This is a genomic window from Streptomyces malaysiensis subsp. samsunensis (assembly GCF_024519315.1).
Taxonomy (GTDB): Bacteria; Actinomycetota; Actinomycetes; order Streptomycetales; family Streptomycetaceae; genus Streptomyces; species Streptomyces malaysiensis.
On the sequence record NZ_JANIIC010000018.1, the window covers coordinates 96623 to 111368 of the forward strand.

14 protein-coding genes and 2 pseudogenes are annotated in these 14746 nt (G+C 69.7%); 7 read left to right on the forward strand and 9 right to left on the reverse strand.

The genetic code is table 11. The features are described 5' to 3' along the window. Nucleotides 1-118 precede the first annotated feature (118 nt). Genes NQU54_RS17545 through NQU54_RS17555 form a run of 3 tightly spaced genes read left to right on the forward strand, consistent with a single transcriptional unit; the run spans nt 119 to nt 3996 of the window. The gene (locus tag NQU54_RS17545) at nt 119-1858 is read left to right on the forward strand and encodes a DUF8485 domain-containing protein (RefSeq protein WP_257631887.1); all 1740 of its coding nucleotides are present in this window, start codon (nt 119-121) and stop codon (nt 1856-1858) included. Further along, nucleotides 1855-2871 (forward strand): LacI family DNA-binding transcriptional regulator, encoded by a 1017-nt coding sequence (locus tag NQU54_RS17550; RefSeq protein ID WP_257631888.1) that lies wholly within the window; start codon nt 1855-1857, stop codon nt 2869-2871. The genes NQU54_RS17545 and NQU54_RS17550 overlap by 4 nt, the downstream gene beginning before the upstream one ends. 6 nt (nt 2872-2877) lie before the next feature. Continuing rightward, on the forward strand, nt 2878-3996 hold the full coding sequence (locus tag NQU54_RS17555; protein WP_257631889.1) for an ROK family protein: 1119 nt from the start codon (nt 2878-2880) through the stop codon (nt 3994-3996). Nucleotides 3997-4061: 65 nt separating this feature from the next. Here NQU54_RS17555 and NQU54_RS17560 read toward each other — a convergent pair. The 4 genes and pseudogenes from NQU54_RS17560 to NQU54_RS17575 form a co-directional block, all read right to left on the reverse strand. Then, nucleotides 4062-4562: pseudogene (locus NQU54_RS17560) on the reverse strand (nucleotide triphosphate diphosphatase NUDT15); the annotation flags it as partial. Nucleotides 4563-4716: 154 nt separating this feature from the next. Then, the gene (locus NQU54_RS17565) at nt 4717-6198 is read right to left on the reverse strand and encodes an NUDIX domain-containing protein (protein ID WP_257631890.1); all 1482 of its coding nucleotides are present in this window, start codon (nt 6196-6198) and stop codon (nt 4717-4719) included. A 241-nt stretch (nt 6199-6439) separates the two neighbouring features. Then, nucleotides 6440-7783, reverse strand: coding sequence for an NsdA family TPR-like regulatory protein (locus NQU54_RS17570; protein WP_257631891.1), 1344 nt, complete (start codon nt 7781-7783; stop codon nt 6440-6442). Nucleotides 7784-7808: 25 nt separating this feature from the next. Beyond that, the gene (locus tag NQU54_RS17575) at nt 7809-8279 is read right to left on the reverse strand and encodes a DNA-processing protein DprA (RefSeq protein ID WP_257631892.1); all 471 of its coding nucleotides are present in this window, start codon (nt 8277-8279) and stop codon (nt 7809-7811) included. Between the two features lie 51 nt (nt 8280-8330). On the opposite strand from NQU54_RS17575, the gene NQU54_RS17580 reads away from it, so the two are divergent. Genes NQU54_RS17580 through NQU54_RS17590 form a run of 3 tightly spaced genes read left to right on the forward strand, consistent with a single transcriptional unit; the run spans nt 8331 to nt 9534 of the window. Continuing rightward, nucleotides 8331-8576: a hypothetical protein gene (locus NQU54_RS17580; RefSeq protein ID WP_257631893.1), complete on the forward strand. Its 246-nt coding sequence runs from the start codon at nt 8331-8333 to the stop codon at nt 8574-8576. Further along, nucleotides 8573-9163, forward strand: a complete 591-nt coding sequence (locus tag NQU54_RS17585) for a hypothetical protein (RefSeq protein WP_257631894.1) — start codon at nt 8573-8575, stop codon at nt 9161-9163. The genes NQU54_RS17580 and NQU54_RS17585 overlap by 4 nt, the downstream gene beginning before the upstream one ends. Then, on the forward strand, nt 9160-9534 hold the full coding sequence (locus NQU54_RS17590; protein WP_257631895.1) for a hypothetical protein: 375 nt from the start codon (nt 9160-9162) through the stop codon (nt 9532-9534). Before NQU54_RS17585 ends, NQU54_RS17590 begins: the two co-directional genes overlap by 4 nt. Nucleotides 9535-9672: 138 nt before the next feature. Here NQU54_RS17590 and NQU54_RS17595 read toward each other — a convergent pair whose 3' ends face one another. Beyond that, nucleotides 9673-10581 (reverse strand): LLM class flavin-dependent oxidoreductase, encoded by a 909-nt coding sequence (locus tag NQU54_RS17595; protein ID WP_257631896.1) that lies wholly within the window; start codon nt 10579-10581, stop codon nt 9673-9675. 141 nt (nt 10582-10722) lie between these two features. Further along, nucleotides 10723-11460, reverse strand: a complete 738-nt coding sequence (locus NQU54_RS17600; protein ID WP_257631897.1) for an SDR family oxidoreductase — start codon at nt 11458-11460, stop codon at nt 10723-10725. Between the two features lie 127 nt (nt 11461-11587). On the opposite strand from NQU54_RS17600, the gene NQU54_RS17605 reads away from it, so the two are divergent. Continuing rightward, a complete protein-coding gene (locus NQU54_RS17605) occupies nt 11588-12052 on the forward strand; it encodes a MarR family winged helix-turn-helix transcriptional regulator (protein ID WP_257631898.1) in 465 nt (154 codons plus the stop codon). A gap of 260 nt (nt 12053-12312) precedes the next feature. On the opposite strand, the gene NQU54_RS17610 is transcribed toward NQU54_RS17605, so the two are convergent. The 3 genes and pseudogenes from NQU54_RS17610 to NQU54_RS17620 form a co-directional block, all read right to left on the reverse strand. After that, nucleotides 12313-12876 carry a carboxymuconolactone decarboxylase family protein gene (locus NQU54_RS17610; protein ID WP_257631899.1) on the reverse strand — a complete coding sequence of 188 codons (564 nt, stop codon included), beginning with the start codon at nt 12874-12876 and terminating at the stop codon, nt 12313-12315. Nucleotides 12877-12888: 12 nt separating this feature from the next. Next, nucleotides 12889-14100 (reverse strand): metal-dependent hydrolase family protein, encoded by a 1212-nt coding sequence (locus NQU54_RS17615; protein ID WP_257631900.1) that lies wholly within the window; start codon nt 14098-14100, stop codon nt 12889-12891. Between the two features lie 95 nt (nt 14101-14195). Then, a pseudogene (locus tag NQU54_RS17620) lies at nt 14196-14734 on the reverse strand (serine dehydratase beta chain). Nucleotides 14735-14746 lie beyond the last annotated feature (12 nt).

Genomic DNA, 14746 nt, shown 5'->3' on the forward strand with positions numbered 1-14746 from the left:
ATCGACCCCATCTGACCCCCTCGTCACGGAATCACCGACCTGATAAGTTATCGGTAACGTACAGGCGCGCAGGTGGTTTGAGAAGGCGCGCGTTAACGTATCTCACGGGATTGGTGACATGGGCGAGGGTCCGCAGCTCAAGACGAAGGCGCCGCAGTACGAACCGACACCGTGCTATCCACTCCTCGCCGACGCGGTCGCCGTCGGCTGGGCCGACGCGGCCGGGACGCTCCCGAAGGGCACCCGGGTCCTCGCCGTGGACGGCCCCGCGGTCCTGGACTGGACCGCCGTCGCCACCGGGCTCCGCGCGGCGTTCGGCGACGGACACACCCGGCTGGAGTTCGCGGACGTCCGGACGGCGGTGCGCGACTGGGAGACGGTCCGGCGGCTGACTGAGACCGAACAGCTGCGGGACGACCCCGACTTCGCGCGGCTCGCCGGTGGCGACCTCGCCGAACTGATGGATCCGGCGGCCCTGGCGGCGCTCGCCGCCCCGGGCGAGGACGGCGCGCTGCGCGTCCTGCTCGGGCCGGGCGCCGCGCTCGGGGACGCCGACGTCCTGTGGTGGGCCGATCTGCCGAAGCGGTACGCGGAGGCGGCGGTCAAGCACGGCCGGGGCCGTAACCTCGCGGCGCCCGAGGACGAGCCGCCGACCCTGCGGCGGCTGCTCTACATCGACTGGCCGCTGCTCGACCGCCATCGCGACCAGATGGCGGAGCGGATCGACCGGTGGATCGACGTTACCGATACCGTCTTCCCGGCGTCGATCGGTGGGCAGGCGCTGCGCGAGACCTGCCGGTCGCTCGCCACCCGCCCCTTCCGCACCCGGCCGACCTTCAATTCGACGCCATGGGGCGGGCACTGGGCACAGGAGACGCTCGGTCACAACCCGGACGCGGAGAACACGGCCCTCGGCTACGAATTGATCGCGCCGGAGAGCGGCGTCCTGCTCGGCGACGACGCCTCCAGGTGTGTGGAAGTGCCGTTCCAGCTCGTCGTCGCGCTCTCCCCGGTGGATGTGCTCGGCCCGGCCGTGCACGAGATGTTCGGCACCTCGTTCCCGGTCCGCTTCGACTACCTCGACACCGTCGGCGGCGGAAACCTCTCCGTCCACTGCCACCCCAGGCCCGACGATATGCACAGCGTCTTCGGCTGGCCGTACACCCAGCACGAGAGCTACTACCTGATGCGCGCCGGGGAGCACAGCAAGGTCTTCCTCGGCCTGCGCGAGGGCGCCGACGTCGAGGCGTTCCACCACAGTGCGCACGCCGCCGACGCATACGGCACACCGTTCGACATCGAGCGGTACGTACAGGTGTTTCCCGCCGAGGCCGGGCAGCTGTACCTGGTCCCGGCGGGTACACCGCACGGCAGCGGCGAGGGCAATGTCGTCCTCGAGGTCAGCGCCACCCCCTACCTGTACTCACTGCGGTTCTACGACTGGCTGCGGCGGGACGCGGCGGACCGGCAGCGTGCCGTGCACGTGGAGCACGCCTTCCGCAACCTCGACCCGGCGCGGTCAGGTGCCGCGGTCGCCCGCGAGCTGATCCAGCGGCCCCGGCCGCTGCGCGCGGGCGACGGCTGGCGGGAGGAGGTGCTCGGCGCGCTCCCGGCGATGTTCTTCCAGGTGCACCGGATCGCCGTGGAGCCGGGCCGGGCCGCCGAGCAGCGGACCGACGGCCGCTTCCATGTGCTGACCGTCGTGGACGGACAGGGCGCGGTCATCACCACCGCGGTCGGCCACCGGCACTCCGTACACTATGCCGAGACTCTCGCTGTACCGGCGTCCGTCACCGCCTACCGCGTGCACAATCAGGGGCCGGATCCGGTCCGTCTGGTGAAGGCACAGGTGGTATGAGCGCACATTCGGATTCCGAACCGGCCCTCACCATGCGGGACGTGGCCGCCCGGCTCGGCGTCAGCCCGATGACCGTCTCCCGCGCGCTGCGCGGTCAGCGCGGAATCGGCGAGGCCACCCGGCAGCGGGTGCTCGCCGAGGTGGCGGCCCTCGGCTACCGCCCCAACAAACGGGCCCGGGAGCTGCGTTCGGGCGGTCCGAGCGAGCTCATCGGCCTGGTCGTGACCAACCTGGCGAACCCCTTCTACTCCCAACTCGCCGTCGGCCTCGAGCAGATCTGTGTGAGCTACGGCGCACGGGTCATGCTCGGCAGCACCGGCGAGGACCCGGCCACCGAACGGGACGTGGTGGCCGACCTGGTGGACCGCGGCGTGGACGGCCTGGTCGTCGTCCCGGCCGGTCATGACCACGGCCACCTCGGCGGGCTGCGCGATCTCCCGGTGGTGCTCGCGGCCAGCCCGCCGATGGGCATCGACGTGGACTGCGTCCTCGTCGACGACTTCGGCGGCACCCGGGACGCCTGCCGCCGGCTCGTCGCCCGCGGCCACCGGCGCATCGGCTTCCTCGGTCTGCCGCCGTCGCTGTGGACGGGCTCCGAACGCTTCCGGGGCTACGCGGTGGCGCTGGAGGAGGCGGGCATCGCGCTCGACGAGCGGTACGTCAGCCAGCACCGGGGCGACAGCGGGCTCGCTAAGGAGGCGGCACGCGCCATGCTCGCCCTGCCGGACCCGCCGACCGCGCTGCTGACCGCCAACAACCGGAACACGGTCGGCGCGCTGCGTGCCCTGCGGGACCGTGCGCCGGACGAGGAGCCGGTCTCCCTCGCGGGCTTCGACGACATCGAACTCGCCGACATGCTGCACCTGCCGCTCACCGTCGTCTCCTACGACCCGGTCGAAATCGGCCGGGCCGCGGCGAAGCTGCTGTTCGAGCGGCAGGCGAGCACCGTCCCGCAGCCGCCGCGGCGCGTGACCATCGCGACCACGCTCGTCGACCATCCGGCCCCGCGGTAGGCGTCGATGACGGTTCCCGAAGGCCCCGGGCCGCACCGGCGCGCCGACGAGCCCTCCGTCGTGCCCGTCCTGGAGGTGGGTGGTTCCCATGTCACGGCGGCGGCCGTCGACCTCGACCGGGCCCGGATCGCGGACGGCACCAGGCGCCGCCTGCCGCTGACGCCCGGCATCGGCCCCGAGGACTTCCTCGCCACGCTCGCCGAGGCCGCCAATGGCGTACTCGCGGTGGGCGCCCTCGGCACGCGTACGGACGGGGGCGTGCGTACGGACGGCGGCGCGTATCCGCCCCGTGGCGTGCGTACGGACCGGGGCGCGCATCCGGTCCGTGGCGTGCGTACGGACCGGGGCGCGTATCCGGACCGTGGCGCGCACTCGGCCCTCGGCAGACATCCGGCCGTTGGCGCGCATGCGGCCCTCGGCACCTGGGGCATCGCGGTCCCGGGGCCGTTCGACTACGCGCGCGGCATCGCCCGCTACCACGGCGTCGGCAAGTTCGCCTCGCTCGACGGCCTCGCCGTCGGCGACCTGCTGACGCCCCGTCTGAACCCACGCCCGGCAAGGCTGCGGTTCCTCAACGACGCCTCCGCCTTCGCACTGGGCGCCCGGCTCACGGCCCACCCCGGCAGCCGGCGCCTCGTCGCGGTCACCCTCGGCACGGGGGTCGGCTCCGCGTTCCTGGACCGGGGGACGATCGTCGAGGACGACCCGCGCGTACCGCCCGAGGGCCGCGTCGACCTGCTCACCGTCGACGGCCGCCCACTGGAGGACACGGTCTCCACCCGGGCCATGACCGCCCACTACACGGACCGCACCGGCCGCCCCGTCGACGGGCTGCGCAAGCTGACGGCCCGCGCCGCCGCCGACGACGCCACCGCCCGCGACATCATCACCTCGGCCCTGCACGCCCTGGGCGGCGCCCTCGCCCCATGGCTGACCGCCTTCGAGGCCGACACGGTGGTCTTCGGCGGCTCCATCACCGCCGCGTGGCCCCTGATAGGCCCACCCCTCACCGCCGGTCTCAGCCACCACACCCCGAGCCTCGCCCGACTCACCCTCTCGGCCCGCGCCGACGGCGAGGACCAGGCACTCCTGGGCGCGGCGGCGTTCGCCGCGCGGGGTGCGTAGCCCGTATCCGGCGGGCTGGACGCGGCGAACGCCCGCGGTGGCCTTAGGGAGGTTGTCGGGTCCGATCAGACGTCGCCCGAAGGTGCCGTGCGGCGGTCGTAGGGGGTGAAATGCGCCGGGGTGTGGTCGATGGGCAGGTCGGGGCGCCAGGCGGTGAGGATCTGGGCGCTGCATACGAAAAGGTCGTCGGGCAGCTGGTCCAGGGGGTACCAGGCCCAGTCGCCGACGCTCTCGTCCGGCCGCGTGAACGGCTCGCCCTGCCAGGCGTTCACGATGGCGCCGACGCTGACCCGTACGACGTCTCCGACGTGGTCGAGGAGCGTGCCCAGGAGCGTGACGTCGTCCGGCCGGGCGATCAGACCGGTCTCCTCGGCGAGTTCACGGATCACGGTCTCCTGGAGGGATTCCCCCGCTTCGACGGTGCCGCCCGGTAGTTCGAGGGTGCCGTGACGGTGGCGGCCGAGGAGCAGGCCCTGGTCGCCGAGGACGATGGCGCCGACGCCGATGGCGGCGTGCGGCGCGGGCGGCCGTGGGGTGCGGGGCCGGCTGGAGATGCGCGCGGGTCGGCTGGAGTCGGGTGCGGGGCGGTCGGAGACGTGTGCCGGGCGGCGGCCGTAAACGGTCCAGGCTTCGGCGTTGAGGTCCTCAACGGACACGGGAACTCCCGGGAGCAGAGAGAAACGAGTGATAACTGCGTGGCCCCATCATCCGGTTCGGGCGTCAAGGCCCGGTGACGAGATAGTGCGGCCCTCGGCCCTGGCGGGTGCGTTCGATGGCATCGAGACGGGCGAAGTGCGGCTCACCCATGAGCCGCCGCCACTCGGCGAGATCATGGACGGCCCACAGATCGTGTTCGGCAGGGTCGAGCCGGATACGGCGCAGCTGCTCGGAGCTGAGCCGGCCGCCGTCGAAGACGAAGCCGATCTTGCCCAGCGGCCAGCGGCCGCCCGCGCGGAGGTAGTGCGTCAGCAGCAGGCGTGGTTGGCCCTGGCCGAGTTCGAGCCCGGTCTCCTCGACCGCTTCGCGGCGTGCGGTCTCCAAGGGATCTTCCCCGGCGTCGGCGTTGCCTCCGGGGAAGTGCCACTGCCGGTTGCCGTACACCGAGCGCAGCTGTACCGGGCGATCGTGCTCGTCGCGGATGTACAGACTGCCGTACACCGTGTGATGGGGCACCGTCTGAACGTATTCCGCGGGCGTCAGCGGCATGGTGTGGCCGGGCCGTCCCGGGCGGTGGTCGAACTCGAAGGCCAGGACGCCGAGGGCCTCCTTGTGCGGCGGGTAGATACGGCGGAGGGTGGCGAGCTGCTCCTCTCGCGTGGCGTCGGGATCGATGCGCGCTGGATCCTCCGCGGCAAGCAGCTCGTCGAATGAGCCGTATGGGGTGATGCGCTTGGCGACGATGTCGAGCTCCCGCCCGCTGTCCGGCTCGTGGAAGACGATCGTGTCCCCGCTTTCGACGGCCGCCTTTCCGGTTGTCCCCACCCGCACTTCGATCGTTTTGCGTCCCGCCTCCACCTGGGCGTAGTAGCGCTCCAGCAGCGTGAAGTGGTGCTGCCGCGAGGTGGGTGTCGCGCCGCGGGCATCGGCGGGTGCGTATCGCGTGTGGTCGGCCGATGGCTCGGGCAGCGGTGTGGCCTCCGCCGGCTGCGGGCCGCGCAGGACCACGAAGGCCAGCCCTTCGGCGTCGTGGCGTTCGATGTCGGCCCAGCCGGCACCCAGCTGGACGAGTTCGACCTCGTCCAGCGCGATACCGCGCCGTTCGGCCGGAGTGTCGGCGGCCAGGGGCGCGATGACCACGATGGCGCCGCCGGACCGCAGGCGGCCGCCGAGGGCCCGCATGGTTCGGTCGCGGTGCTTCAGGAAGGGATACACGAACCGGAGGATGATCACGTCGTACCCCTCGGCGTGCAGGGGCGCCCAGTCGTCGAGCTCGATGTCCAGGCGCAACCACCGCGCGGCGTCACCGTGCTGGGCGGTTGCCTCGGCGAGGGCGTTGTCCGACCAGTCGACGGCATCGACGCGGTAGCCGAGCGAGGACAGATGGGCAGCGAGTTCTCCGACCCCGCACCCGACGTCGAGGGCCTTGCCACCGACCGGTGCGGGCACGTGTGCCGCGAGCAGCGACCGCTCACGGTCGCCGAGCCGACGATAGCGGCGACCTGCGGCGTAGCCGGTGTTCCATTCGTCCTGCGTGGTGGACACGAGGGGCACGTCCTTCCCAAAAACGGGGGTTTCAGGGCAGCGGTGGACCGAGGTGGTCGGGACCGTGGTAGCTGGGACCGTGATGGCTGGGATCTTTCTCCTCAGCGGAACGGGTTGGAAAGCGGGCGATGAGCCATGTTGGCGAGCCGGTGTGAGATCAGCAGGACCGCCCGGCCTTTGGCCAGCACCCGCAGCCCGGTGAAGGTGTGGCGCCGCGGCCGGGAGGAGGCGTTTCGTCGTGTCAGCTTCCCAGTACGTCGATGAGGTGATCATCCAGATCGGCAACGAAGCCCTCGCGTCGCCACGGACACAGTTCCTTACGCGCCTGGCGCAGCCGCAGCGCGGGTACACGCCCGCCGGTGCTGGCTGTCGAGTCGACGCAGGCGTGCAGGAGGTCCGCTGCCCTCTCCGGCGCGTCGAGGCGAATGCAGGCCAGGGCCTGATCAGTTGAGACGATGGCACGCTGTACCCGCTCACGCGGCGAGTCCAGGGCTTCCGCGCTGCTGGCGAAGACATCGTGAGCGACCGCCGCATCTCCTACGTACAGCTCGCACAGGCCCTCGAATCCGCGTAGGTGATCAGCGGTGAAGCTCGTTGGCGCCGGATCGCCGTCCACGTTGCGGTCGAGGTCGTACCAGGCGAGCGACAGCGCGGTCTGCGCGTGCCGCTCGGCGCCCGACCGGGCGGCGATCTCCGCCTGTAGCGCATGTGCACGGGCCCGCACGCGGACGCTATCGCCGGTACGAGCATCGCGCACCGCAGCGCCGACCAGCTCACGGGCCGCTTCGATGCCCGGTACCGAGTACAGCCTGACCAGGGCGTGGCTCATGTGAACGACTGCCCGGCGCCACGGGGCGCCGAGTTGTCCCGCCGCGTCGGTGGCGGCCGCGTAGAGTGCGCGGGACGCGTGGTCATCCCGGGTTTCGAACGCGAGCCGGCCGGCGAGGGTATACGCCTGCGCCGCGACCGTGCGCAGCTCAGGCCGCAGCGGCTCGGGCACGTCGCCGGCCAGCAGCCGCCGACAAGATTCGATCACCGGGGCGAGCAGTAGTTGCAGCCGGGCGAAAGGTAACGAGCCCACCTGTGAATTGACGTCGCCAACGGCTGCCCGCATCCCGGCGAGCAGCGCATCGTCGACGCGCGCCGGATCGGCGAGCGCGGCCGCCATCGATGGCTGCGTCGTGGGTCCGAGCAGAGCGAGCAGCCCGGTGCCGTCGTCGGTGGCCGTGCGTACGAGCAGGGAGCGCAGCTCGCGTAGCTGCGTCTCCGCCTCTCCCAGGTGGGCGAGGGCATCGAGCAGCTGGACGAAGTCACTTCCGGAACCGAGGGCTATCTGGCCATCGGCACCGCGGGCGTAGAGGTGCGCGAGCAGCAGCTGGTATCGATTGCCGGGGAGGATGGGACGTTTTGTGCTCTCCCACCGGGCAACGGACCGTTGCACACTCGTGGCCGATGAGTCGAGCGGTTGGCCGAGGCGACGTGCTGTATCGATGAGCGACCGCGCCGTGTCGGCCAGGGACAAGCCTCGCGCCTTTCGGAGAGCTTTGAGGGCGGCGGCGCCACGAATGCTTTCGCACGTGCTCATGCGCTCATCATGCCGGTGATCCGTGTCACACGGGTACGACGAGGTGAGGTTTCACCTGCTGCGCCGCATAATCGAGAGTCTGCCACGTCCCAGAGGTCCCGTGAGGGCCTGCCAGGGGAAATCCGATCACCATGTCGGAGCGGTCAACCATCCACCGATTCCGAGCATGAAACGCGGGCGCACCGAGCTGTTCGGTGCGCAGCTCGACCACTTCGGTGATTCGGCCGCGGCTGCGGGCGATGGCCTGTCGCGCCTCGTCGGGCTGCTGCTGGACCGTGCCGGGGACGACGACCGTGATCCGTGCTTCGGCGTTCCCGACCAGCCACAACAGGGACAGGCTGTCAATGCCCTTCGCTCCTCCGATGTAGAAGTGCGCGTCGGCATCGGCGAAAGGGCGGAGATAGCTGGCGAACAGCTCGGCGTAGCCGGCGAGATCGCGATGTGCTGTCGCCCGAGTGCCGGTGATGGCCACAGCCCGAGTCATGATCCACTCCATGTCATAGGTTGTCATATCCCGCCGCGACTTCCAGTGCGATGACATCGATGCATGGACACATCCGGTTACCGCGATCTTGCCGATCGACTGAAAGCCTACGGACTGTCGATAGTGGCGAAGGATGCCCAGCTGTGTGTGCCGAACCCACTCGGCGCCAATCCGGTGAAGGGGATTGCCGGCCAGGAAGGACGCTACGTCTCCGCCTCGGGATATGAGCTCGGCGAGCGCGGCGACGAGAACGGCACTGCCCTTCACATCGCCTTCCTTCGCAGCGCGTCTCCGGTAGGCGCGGTATGAAGACCAGAGACCTGCTGTGGACACCGCCGAACACCGAGGACGTCGAGGCGTTACTGGTCGGCAGATGGTGGGACGCCGTCCGCGCGGCCCCGACCGTCGGCGAACGCGCCCTCGGTCTGCTCGGTGACGAGACCGGCGCCGTGATCCAGGACAAGCACGGCCCCCTGTACTGGCTCCTCGCCGTGGGCTCCGCCACGAGTTGGCACCTGCGGCAGGTCCGCGTCCTCACCGAGCTGACCGACGCGAGCACGTACCTCGGCGTCCCGCCCGCCTCCTGGATCGAGGGCCCTCGCACCCACTGGCGCGTGCCGCTAACGCCCGACCACTACCTGACCGACGCCCGGCGCCTGTGGGAGGCGCTGGCCGAGGCAGACCGCGCCGAGTACGGGCGCATGCCGGAAGGACGCCAACTCTGCCACCGCTGCCATCTGCCCACCGACGAGCCGATCCCGGTCGAGGTGGAGGACGAGCGCGGCGCCGTCGGCAAGGTGACGTACGCCTGCCCCGCCCACGCCCTCCACCCGAAGCCCCAGCACCCGCGGACCCTCACCAACGCGCCCGCGGCCGAGCATGAGGGGCTCCGATGAAGGAGAGCCACGAGGCGGCCACGACGCGACCGGGGCCCGCCGGAATCGACCCGGACACGCTGACCTACCAGCAGTTCCAGGGCTGGAACTGCGCCTTGTGCGGGCGGACGCTGGGCGCGGATCGGCCGCTGGGCACGGTCACGATCGGGCGAGGCGCGACGCGGACGACCTACGAGGTGCGCGCCTGCGCTCCCTCCTGTGCGGAGACCTCCACCGGTCCGGCCGCGGAGACCGAATGGCGCGAGGCCATCGAGCACGCTGCGGGCTGCCCGGCCTGCCGGACGCCCGGCGCCGGGTGCGAGACCGGGGAGCGTCTGCTGCACACCTACGAGGAGGCCGCGCGGCGGGCCAGGTCAGGGGAGGGCGTATGAGACACCGTATGGCGGCCAACCCCCGTACGGACCGGGCTGCTCGCCTTCCGCACCGCCCGCATGGGCCTGATGAATCGACCGCATACGTTACGGCAGTGGACGATGAAGTGGTTCAACTCGTTCGGCATCTTGGTTCCTTCAATGTGAGCGGTCCGGCGCCCTGGTTGTGCTGTTCGGGGAGGTGAGTTTGTCCCCGAGGATGTCGGCGAGCAGGTCGATCTGCTTCGGGTCGGTGTCGTTGCCCACGAAGACGAGTTCGTCGAGTCCGGCTGCTTCGTGGGCGGTGACGGTTGCGTGGATCATGTCGGCGGTGGTGGCCGCTGTGTCGATGACGGTCCGGACGTAGTCGGGGCCGGCGAAGGCGTAGTAGTCGTTGACGGCGCGGGCGAGGGATCGGTGTGCGTGGCCGCCGAGGGCGAACATCGCCGTGGCCCTGGTGCGCGGACGTCCTTGTCTGCCGGCCTCTTTCCAGCGGCTGTGGAGGCGGGTGGCGAATGTGATGAACTCGTCGATGTCTCCGCCGGTTCCGGCGATCCATCCGGTGCCGTGGGAGGCGATACGCCGCAGCGTCGCCTGCGATGCGCCGCCGAACCACAGTGGCGGCCCTCCGGGGGTGACCGGGGCCGGACCCACCTCCTCTTCACCCCGCCAGATGGCGGTGACGCGTTCCACGAGTGTGTCCAGGGCGCGCCCTCGGGTGCTGAAGTCCAGGTGGCTCGCCCGGTAGTCGTCTTCGCGGGCTCCGGGAGCGAGACCGAGATGGAGCCGTCCGGCGCCCGCGATCCGGTCCAAGGTCGCCGCGGCCTTGGCAAACAATGCGGGGTTGGTGTGCAGCGGGGCCAGCAGCACGCTGGTGACCAACCGGATGCGTTCGGTGGCCCCGGCTGCCGCGGCCAGTGTGATCAGGGGTTCCGGAGTGGACCAGGCCAGGCGGTCGCTGGCGATCAGCGAGGCGAATCCCCGCTCCTCGGCCCGCCGCGCCCATGTCACCAACGTACGCTCCTCAAGGCCGGTGACGTGACCCGGCAGCCCTATGCCTATCTCCATGTGCCGTGTCTCTTCCTTCGGTAACGGACCGGGTGGTGGGTGTCCTTCCGCCGCTGCCGGCTGTGCTTCGTCGGCAGCGGCGGAAGGCGTTGCCCGCCCGGCTTCATGACGTGCGTCGGGGTATTTTCAGTTTTCGGTGGCTCAGCTTTTGAGCGTGCCGCCGTACTCCTCCGGGACGAGGTCGGCCTGCTCGGCGCCGCTCCTGATCAGATCGAGGATTGTGTCGGCGGCGGCCTCGGGCGACTGGGGTGCCAGGCCGCTGGAGTCCTCCATTTTCAGCGCGCCTGCGACGTCGCCGCGGACTGTCCTGACGAACTCGGTCTCGGTGATCGAGGGGAACATCATCGACACGGTGATGTTGTCGTCGGCGAGCTCGGCGCGGGCGATGGCCGAGAGCTTGGCGAGGGCGGCTTTGGAGGCGGAGTATGCGCCGGATCCGGGCAGCGAGGACCAGATGATCCCGGAGCCCACGTTCACGATGGCCCCGGCTCCCTGCTTGCGCATCTGCGGAAGGACGGCCTGCGTCGCGGTCAGGGGTGCGACGAGGTTGAGTTCGAGGACGGCCCGGAAGTCCTCGGGGTCGATGGCGTCGACGGTCGCTTGCAGCCCCTGGCCTGCGTTGTTCACCAGGACGTCGATCCGCCCGAACTTCTCGATCGCGGCTTCTACGGCCGCCGCGACCTGGACGCGGTCCGTCACATCGCATGGCACGGCCAGGGCCACGGACTCGCCGAGTTCCTTGGCGAGCTGTCGGATGCGTTCCTCGCGGCGGGCGAGGAGCACCACGCGCGCACCGGCGCGGGAGGCGGCGCGTGCGGTGGCCCCTCCGATGCCTGACGACGCTCCGGTCACGAGTACTACGGCTCCGCTGATGTCCATAGGGGATTCCTCATCCATGAGTCGGTGGATCGCCTGAGCAGCGCCACGGTCTTCGAGGCGCGGGGGCGTCCGCCGTCCAATGCTATCGCTTGATAGCTATCGGGCGATAGGAAGGTATCCTCGTGGCATGAGCGACGTCAAAGCCGCCAGTCTCCACGAGCTGGCCGACCTGGTCTTCGCCGTGGGGCGGCAGCTTCGGCCCCCGGCGGACCCCGCCTTCGAGCCGTGCACGCCGATCGAGATCGGCGTCATGCGGTTCATCCACCACCACCCCGGCACGTCCGCGCGAGCCGCGTCGGAGGCGACCCTGCTTCCGTCGAGCAACTTCAGCCGGGTACTGCGCGGCCTGGAGAAGAGGGGGCTCGTGGATCGCGTCGTGGACGACCGCAACGCCCGAGGCGTGCGCCTGTACCCCACCGACAAGGCCCACCAGAATCACCAGATCCTCCGCGACAACTGGGACCGGACCCTCCGGGGCATCATCGACGACCCCGCCACCATCGAGATCGTCAATGCCACGCTCCGGCGTATCGAGGATGAACTCATAGCCCGGCGCAGCGGGACGGACGCCGATCGCGATCAAACCGACTAGCCTCGGGCTTTCGCGCGCCCAGCAGGCTGGAGGTCTTGATGTTGTAAGTGATCTTTGGTCGTAAGCTGGTTGTCGCCTGCCGGTGGGAGTCCGGTCCGGGTAGCTGCCAGGAGGCCCGGTAGCGGACTGGCGGTGTCGGGGGGAAGCGCCCGGGGCCGAAGCCCAGTGTCGAAAGCCCTGTTTCGGGGCGGGGGCGGGGAGTGCCGAGCCCCCGAAATCAGGGCGAAGGCCATGGAAGCGGCGAACATCCTGACGCAGGGTCAGTCGCCGTCGGGCGGCAGTGGCACGTCGTACGCATTGAGGATCGCCGAGATGGCGGCATACTGCGCGACGAGGAAGACGAGTTCAGCCATACCGGAGTCGCCGAAGGCGCGGACCCCGGCTCGGTAAAGCGCTCCCGGCAAAGGCGCGCCGCTGTGCAGCCGGGCAGCCACATCGTGAGCGACCGTTTCCTCGGCGGTCATGCCTGCCGGGCGCTGCCCCGCGACCAGGCCCTCGATGATGTCCTCCGGCAGACCGACGTCGAGCGCGACCCGGGAGTGCGAGTACAGCTCGTAGGCCGCGGCATACCGCGACCCCGTGGTGAGAATCGCAACCTCGCGCACCCGGGCGGGCAGGACTGAGGCACCGGTGCCGGCCGTGAACCACTCCAGCAGCGGGCGGGCGAGCCCGGGAAAGCGGAGCATCACCGGAAACGGGCCGATCAGCGCGCCGTCGGGATCAGTCGAGGTAAACGGCGCGGGCAACCCGGCCATGAGCTGTCGGACGTGAGCGTCGAGCGAGCGCTGCTCGGCTGTCAATTCGCTGGGCTTGATCGAGGGCATGCGCACAACGCGTCACCGTACCTGCGTGCCGTCGAGCCACACCTGACGAACCCGGCCGCGAAGGTCGTCGAGATCGGACAGACTGCCCGCGATGACGACCACATCCGCGAGCTTGCCGGCTGCCAACTTTCCGGCGGTGTCGAATCGAAGGAGTTCGGCCGGGCTCGACGTCGTGGCGCGCCAGGCATCCAGCGCGGACATCGACGAGGAGTTCACCATCAGAGCGAGTTCTCTGAGGTTGCTCGCTGTCGGGCTCCAGTAGGGCGGGCTGTCGGTCCCCATGGCGATCTTCACTCCCGCCTGGACGGCGAGTGCGAAGCTCGCCTGATGAGCTTCGACGGCCTCACGGGCAAGGTTGGCGTTCTCTTCCGGGATCGGTATGCCGCTGTCAGCGGCGTCAATGATGGCGCGTGTTGCTGACAGCGTGGGAACGAGCCAGGCGCCACGCTCGAGCATGAGGTCGACTGCTTCGTCGTCCAGGTAGTAGCCGTGTTCGATGGAACGGACGCCGGCCCGCAAGGCTGCCTTGATTCCCTCGGTCCCCTGCGCGTGGGCGAATACGTAGGTGTCGGCCGCGGCGGCTTCGGCGACGATCACCGCTAGCTCGTCGGCGCGAAACTGGGCGTGGCGGGGATTATCGCCTGGAGACATGACTCCGCCGGTGGTGGCGATCTTGACTGCGTCGGCTCCCGCGCGCAGCACTTCACGAACTCCTCGCCGTACTCCGTCCGGGCCGTCGACGATCGGGTTGGGCCGTCCGGGGTGTGCCGTCATCATCGGGATCGATCGATGACCTCCCGAGGGGAGATGGACATCGCCGTGCCCGCCCGTTTGGGACAGCATCGAGATCGCGATCTGAAGTCGCGGTCCCTCGATGAGTTCCTGTGCGATCGCTTGCTTCACCCCTAGGTCTGCGCCTGCGGCATCTCGGGCAGAGGTGATGCCTTGGTCGAGCAGGAGCGACAGGTTGCGCTTTGCTTCGTAATACTGCAAGGAGAAGGCTTGTTGTTCGGCGCGTGCGAGGTTGAAGTCTCGGGTCATCACGTGCACGTGGCAGTCGAACAGCCCGGGGAGGACCGACTTTCCAGAGCAGTCCACAACGTGATCACCGTCCAGATCGGTCCCGACATCGACGACGTGGCGGCCTTCGATGACGAGGTCGGCTATGCCTGCTGCGGTTCCGTCGAAGACGGTCCCATTCTTGAAGACTGTGCGGATTGCCATTGCTCCTCATTTCATGAATGTTCGACTGCGCAGGTTGGGCGGGGTGGGGCTGACGCGGCTTCAGCGCTCGACAACGTTGACGGCCGGCGGTGCGGTCACGACGCGGCCGCCGCAGGCGTTCTCGATCGCACGCCGGAAGGGCGCTCCTCGTCGCTGTCGCGGACAATGAACCCGCCACCGATGGAGTAGTACGTGTCCGATCGAACAGCAACGCCGGCATGGCCGTATGCCGTGAGTGTCAACGCGTTCGTGTGGCGCGGCCGTACGGTCAACGGTCGCAGCACGAGGTCCTCGATCCGGCAGGGGATTCGTTGCCCTGTGCCGAGCTCACCGTGCCGGATGCCGTGATGTCCGCCAGTCTTCGCTCAACTTCGCCGGAGTCGATCCTGGCTGATTGCGCACCATCCAAGCCGAGAAGCACTGCGGTGAACGTGCCGTGCCCGTGTCCGGTCGCGGTGAGCGAGCCAAATATCTCCACTCGCACTGATTCGACGCTGTCCGTCGTGCCCGCTCGTCGTAGGTCCTCCGCAAAGGCGGCGGCTGCCTTCATCGGTCCGACTGTGTGCGAACTTGAGGGCCCGATCCCGATAGTGAACAGGTCGAAGACACTGACAGGAGCTGTCGAAGTGGTCATGAAGCGGGACGG

What these genes read in the sequence shown, in the direction of transcription:
- NQU54_RS17610 (WP_257631899.1), bottom strand. Translation starts at nt 12,876, where the DNA reads ATGCCCTCGATCAAGCCCAGCGAATTGACAGCCGAGCAGCGCTCGCTC.
- NQU54_RS17550 (WP_257631888.1), top strand. Translation starts at nt 1,855, where the DNA reads ATGAGCGCACATTCGGATTCCGAACCGGCCCTCACCATGCGGGACGTG.
- NQU54_RS17555 (WP_257631889.1), top strand. Translation starts at nt 2,878, where the DNA reads ATGACGGTTCCCGAAGGCCCCGGGCCGCACCGGCGCGCCGACGAGCCC.
- NQU54_RS17590 (WP_257631895.1), top strand. Translation starts at nt 9,160, where the DNA reads ATGAAGGAGAGCCACGAGGCGGCCACGACGCGACCGGGGCCCGCCGGA.
- NQU54_RS17580 (WP_257631893.1), top strand. Translation starts at nt 8,331, where the DNA reads ATGGACACATCCGGTTACCGCGATCTTGCCGATCGACTGAAAGCCTAC.
- NQU54_RS17545 (WP_257631887.1), top strand. Translation starts at nt 119, where the DNA reads ATGGGCGAGGGTCCGCAGCTCAAGACGAAGGCGCCGCAGTACGAACCG.
- NQU54_RS17570 (WP_257631891.1), bottom strand. Translation starts at nt 7,783, where the DNA reads ATGAGCACGTGCGAAAGCATTCGTGGCGCCGCCGCCCTCAAAGCTCTC.
- NQU54_RS17595 (WP_257631896.1), bottom strand. Translation starts at nt 10,581, where the DNA reads ATGGAGATAGGCATAGGGCTGCCGGGTCACGTCACCGGCCTTGAGGAG.
- NQU54_RS17575 (WP_257631892.1), bottom strand. Translation starts at nt 8,279, where the DNA reads ATGGAGTGGATCATGACTCGGGCTGTGGCCATCACCGGCACTCGGGCG.
- NQU54_RS17600 (WP_257631897.1), bottom strand. Translation starts at nt 11,460, where the DNA reads ATGGACATCAGCGGAGCCGTAGTACTCGTGACCGGAGCGTCGTCAGGC.
- NQU54_RS17585 (WP_257631894.1), top strand. Translation starts at nt 8,573, where the DNA reads ATGAAGACCAGAGACCTGCTGTGGACACCGCCGAACACCGAGGACGTC.
- NQU54_RS17605 (WP_257631898.1), top strand. Translation starts at nt 11,588, where the DNA reads ATGAGCGACGTCAAAGCCGCCAGTCTCCACGAGCTGGCCGACCTGGTC.
- NQU54_RS17615 (WP_257631900.1), bottom strand. Translation starts at nt 14,100, where the DNA reads ATGGCAATCCGCACAGTCTTCAAGAATGGGACCGTCTTCGACGGAACC.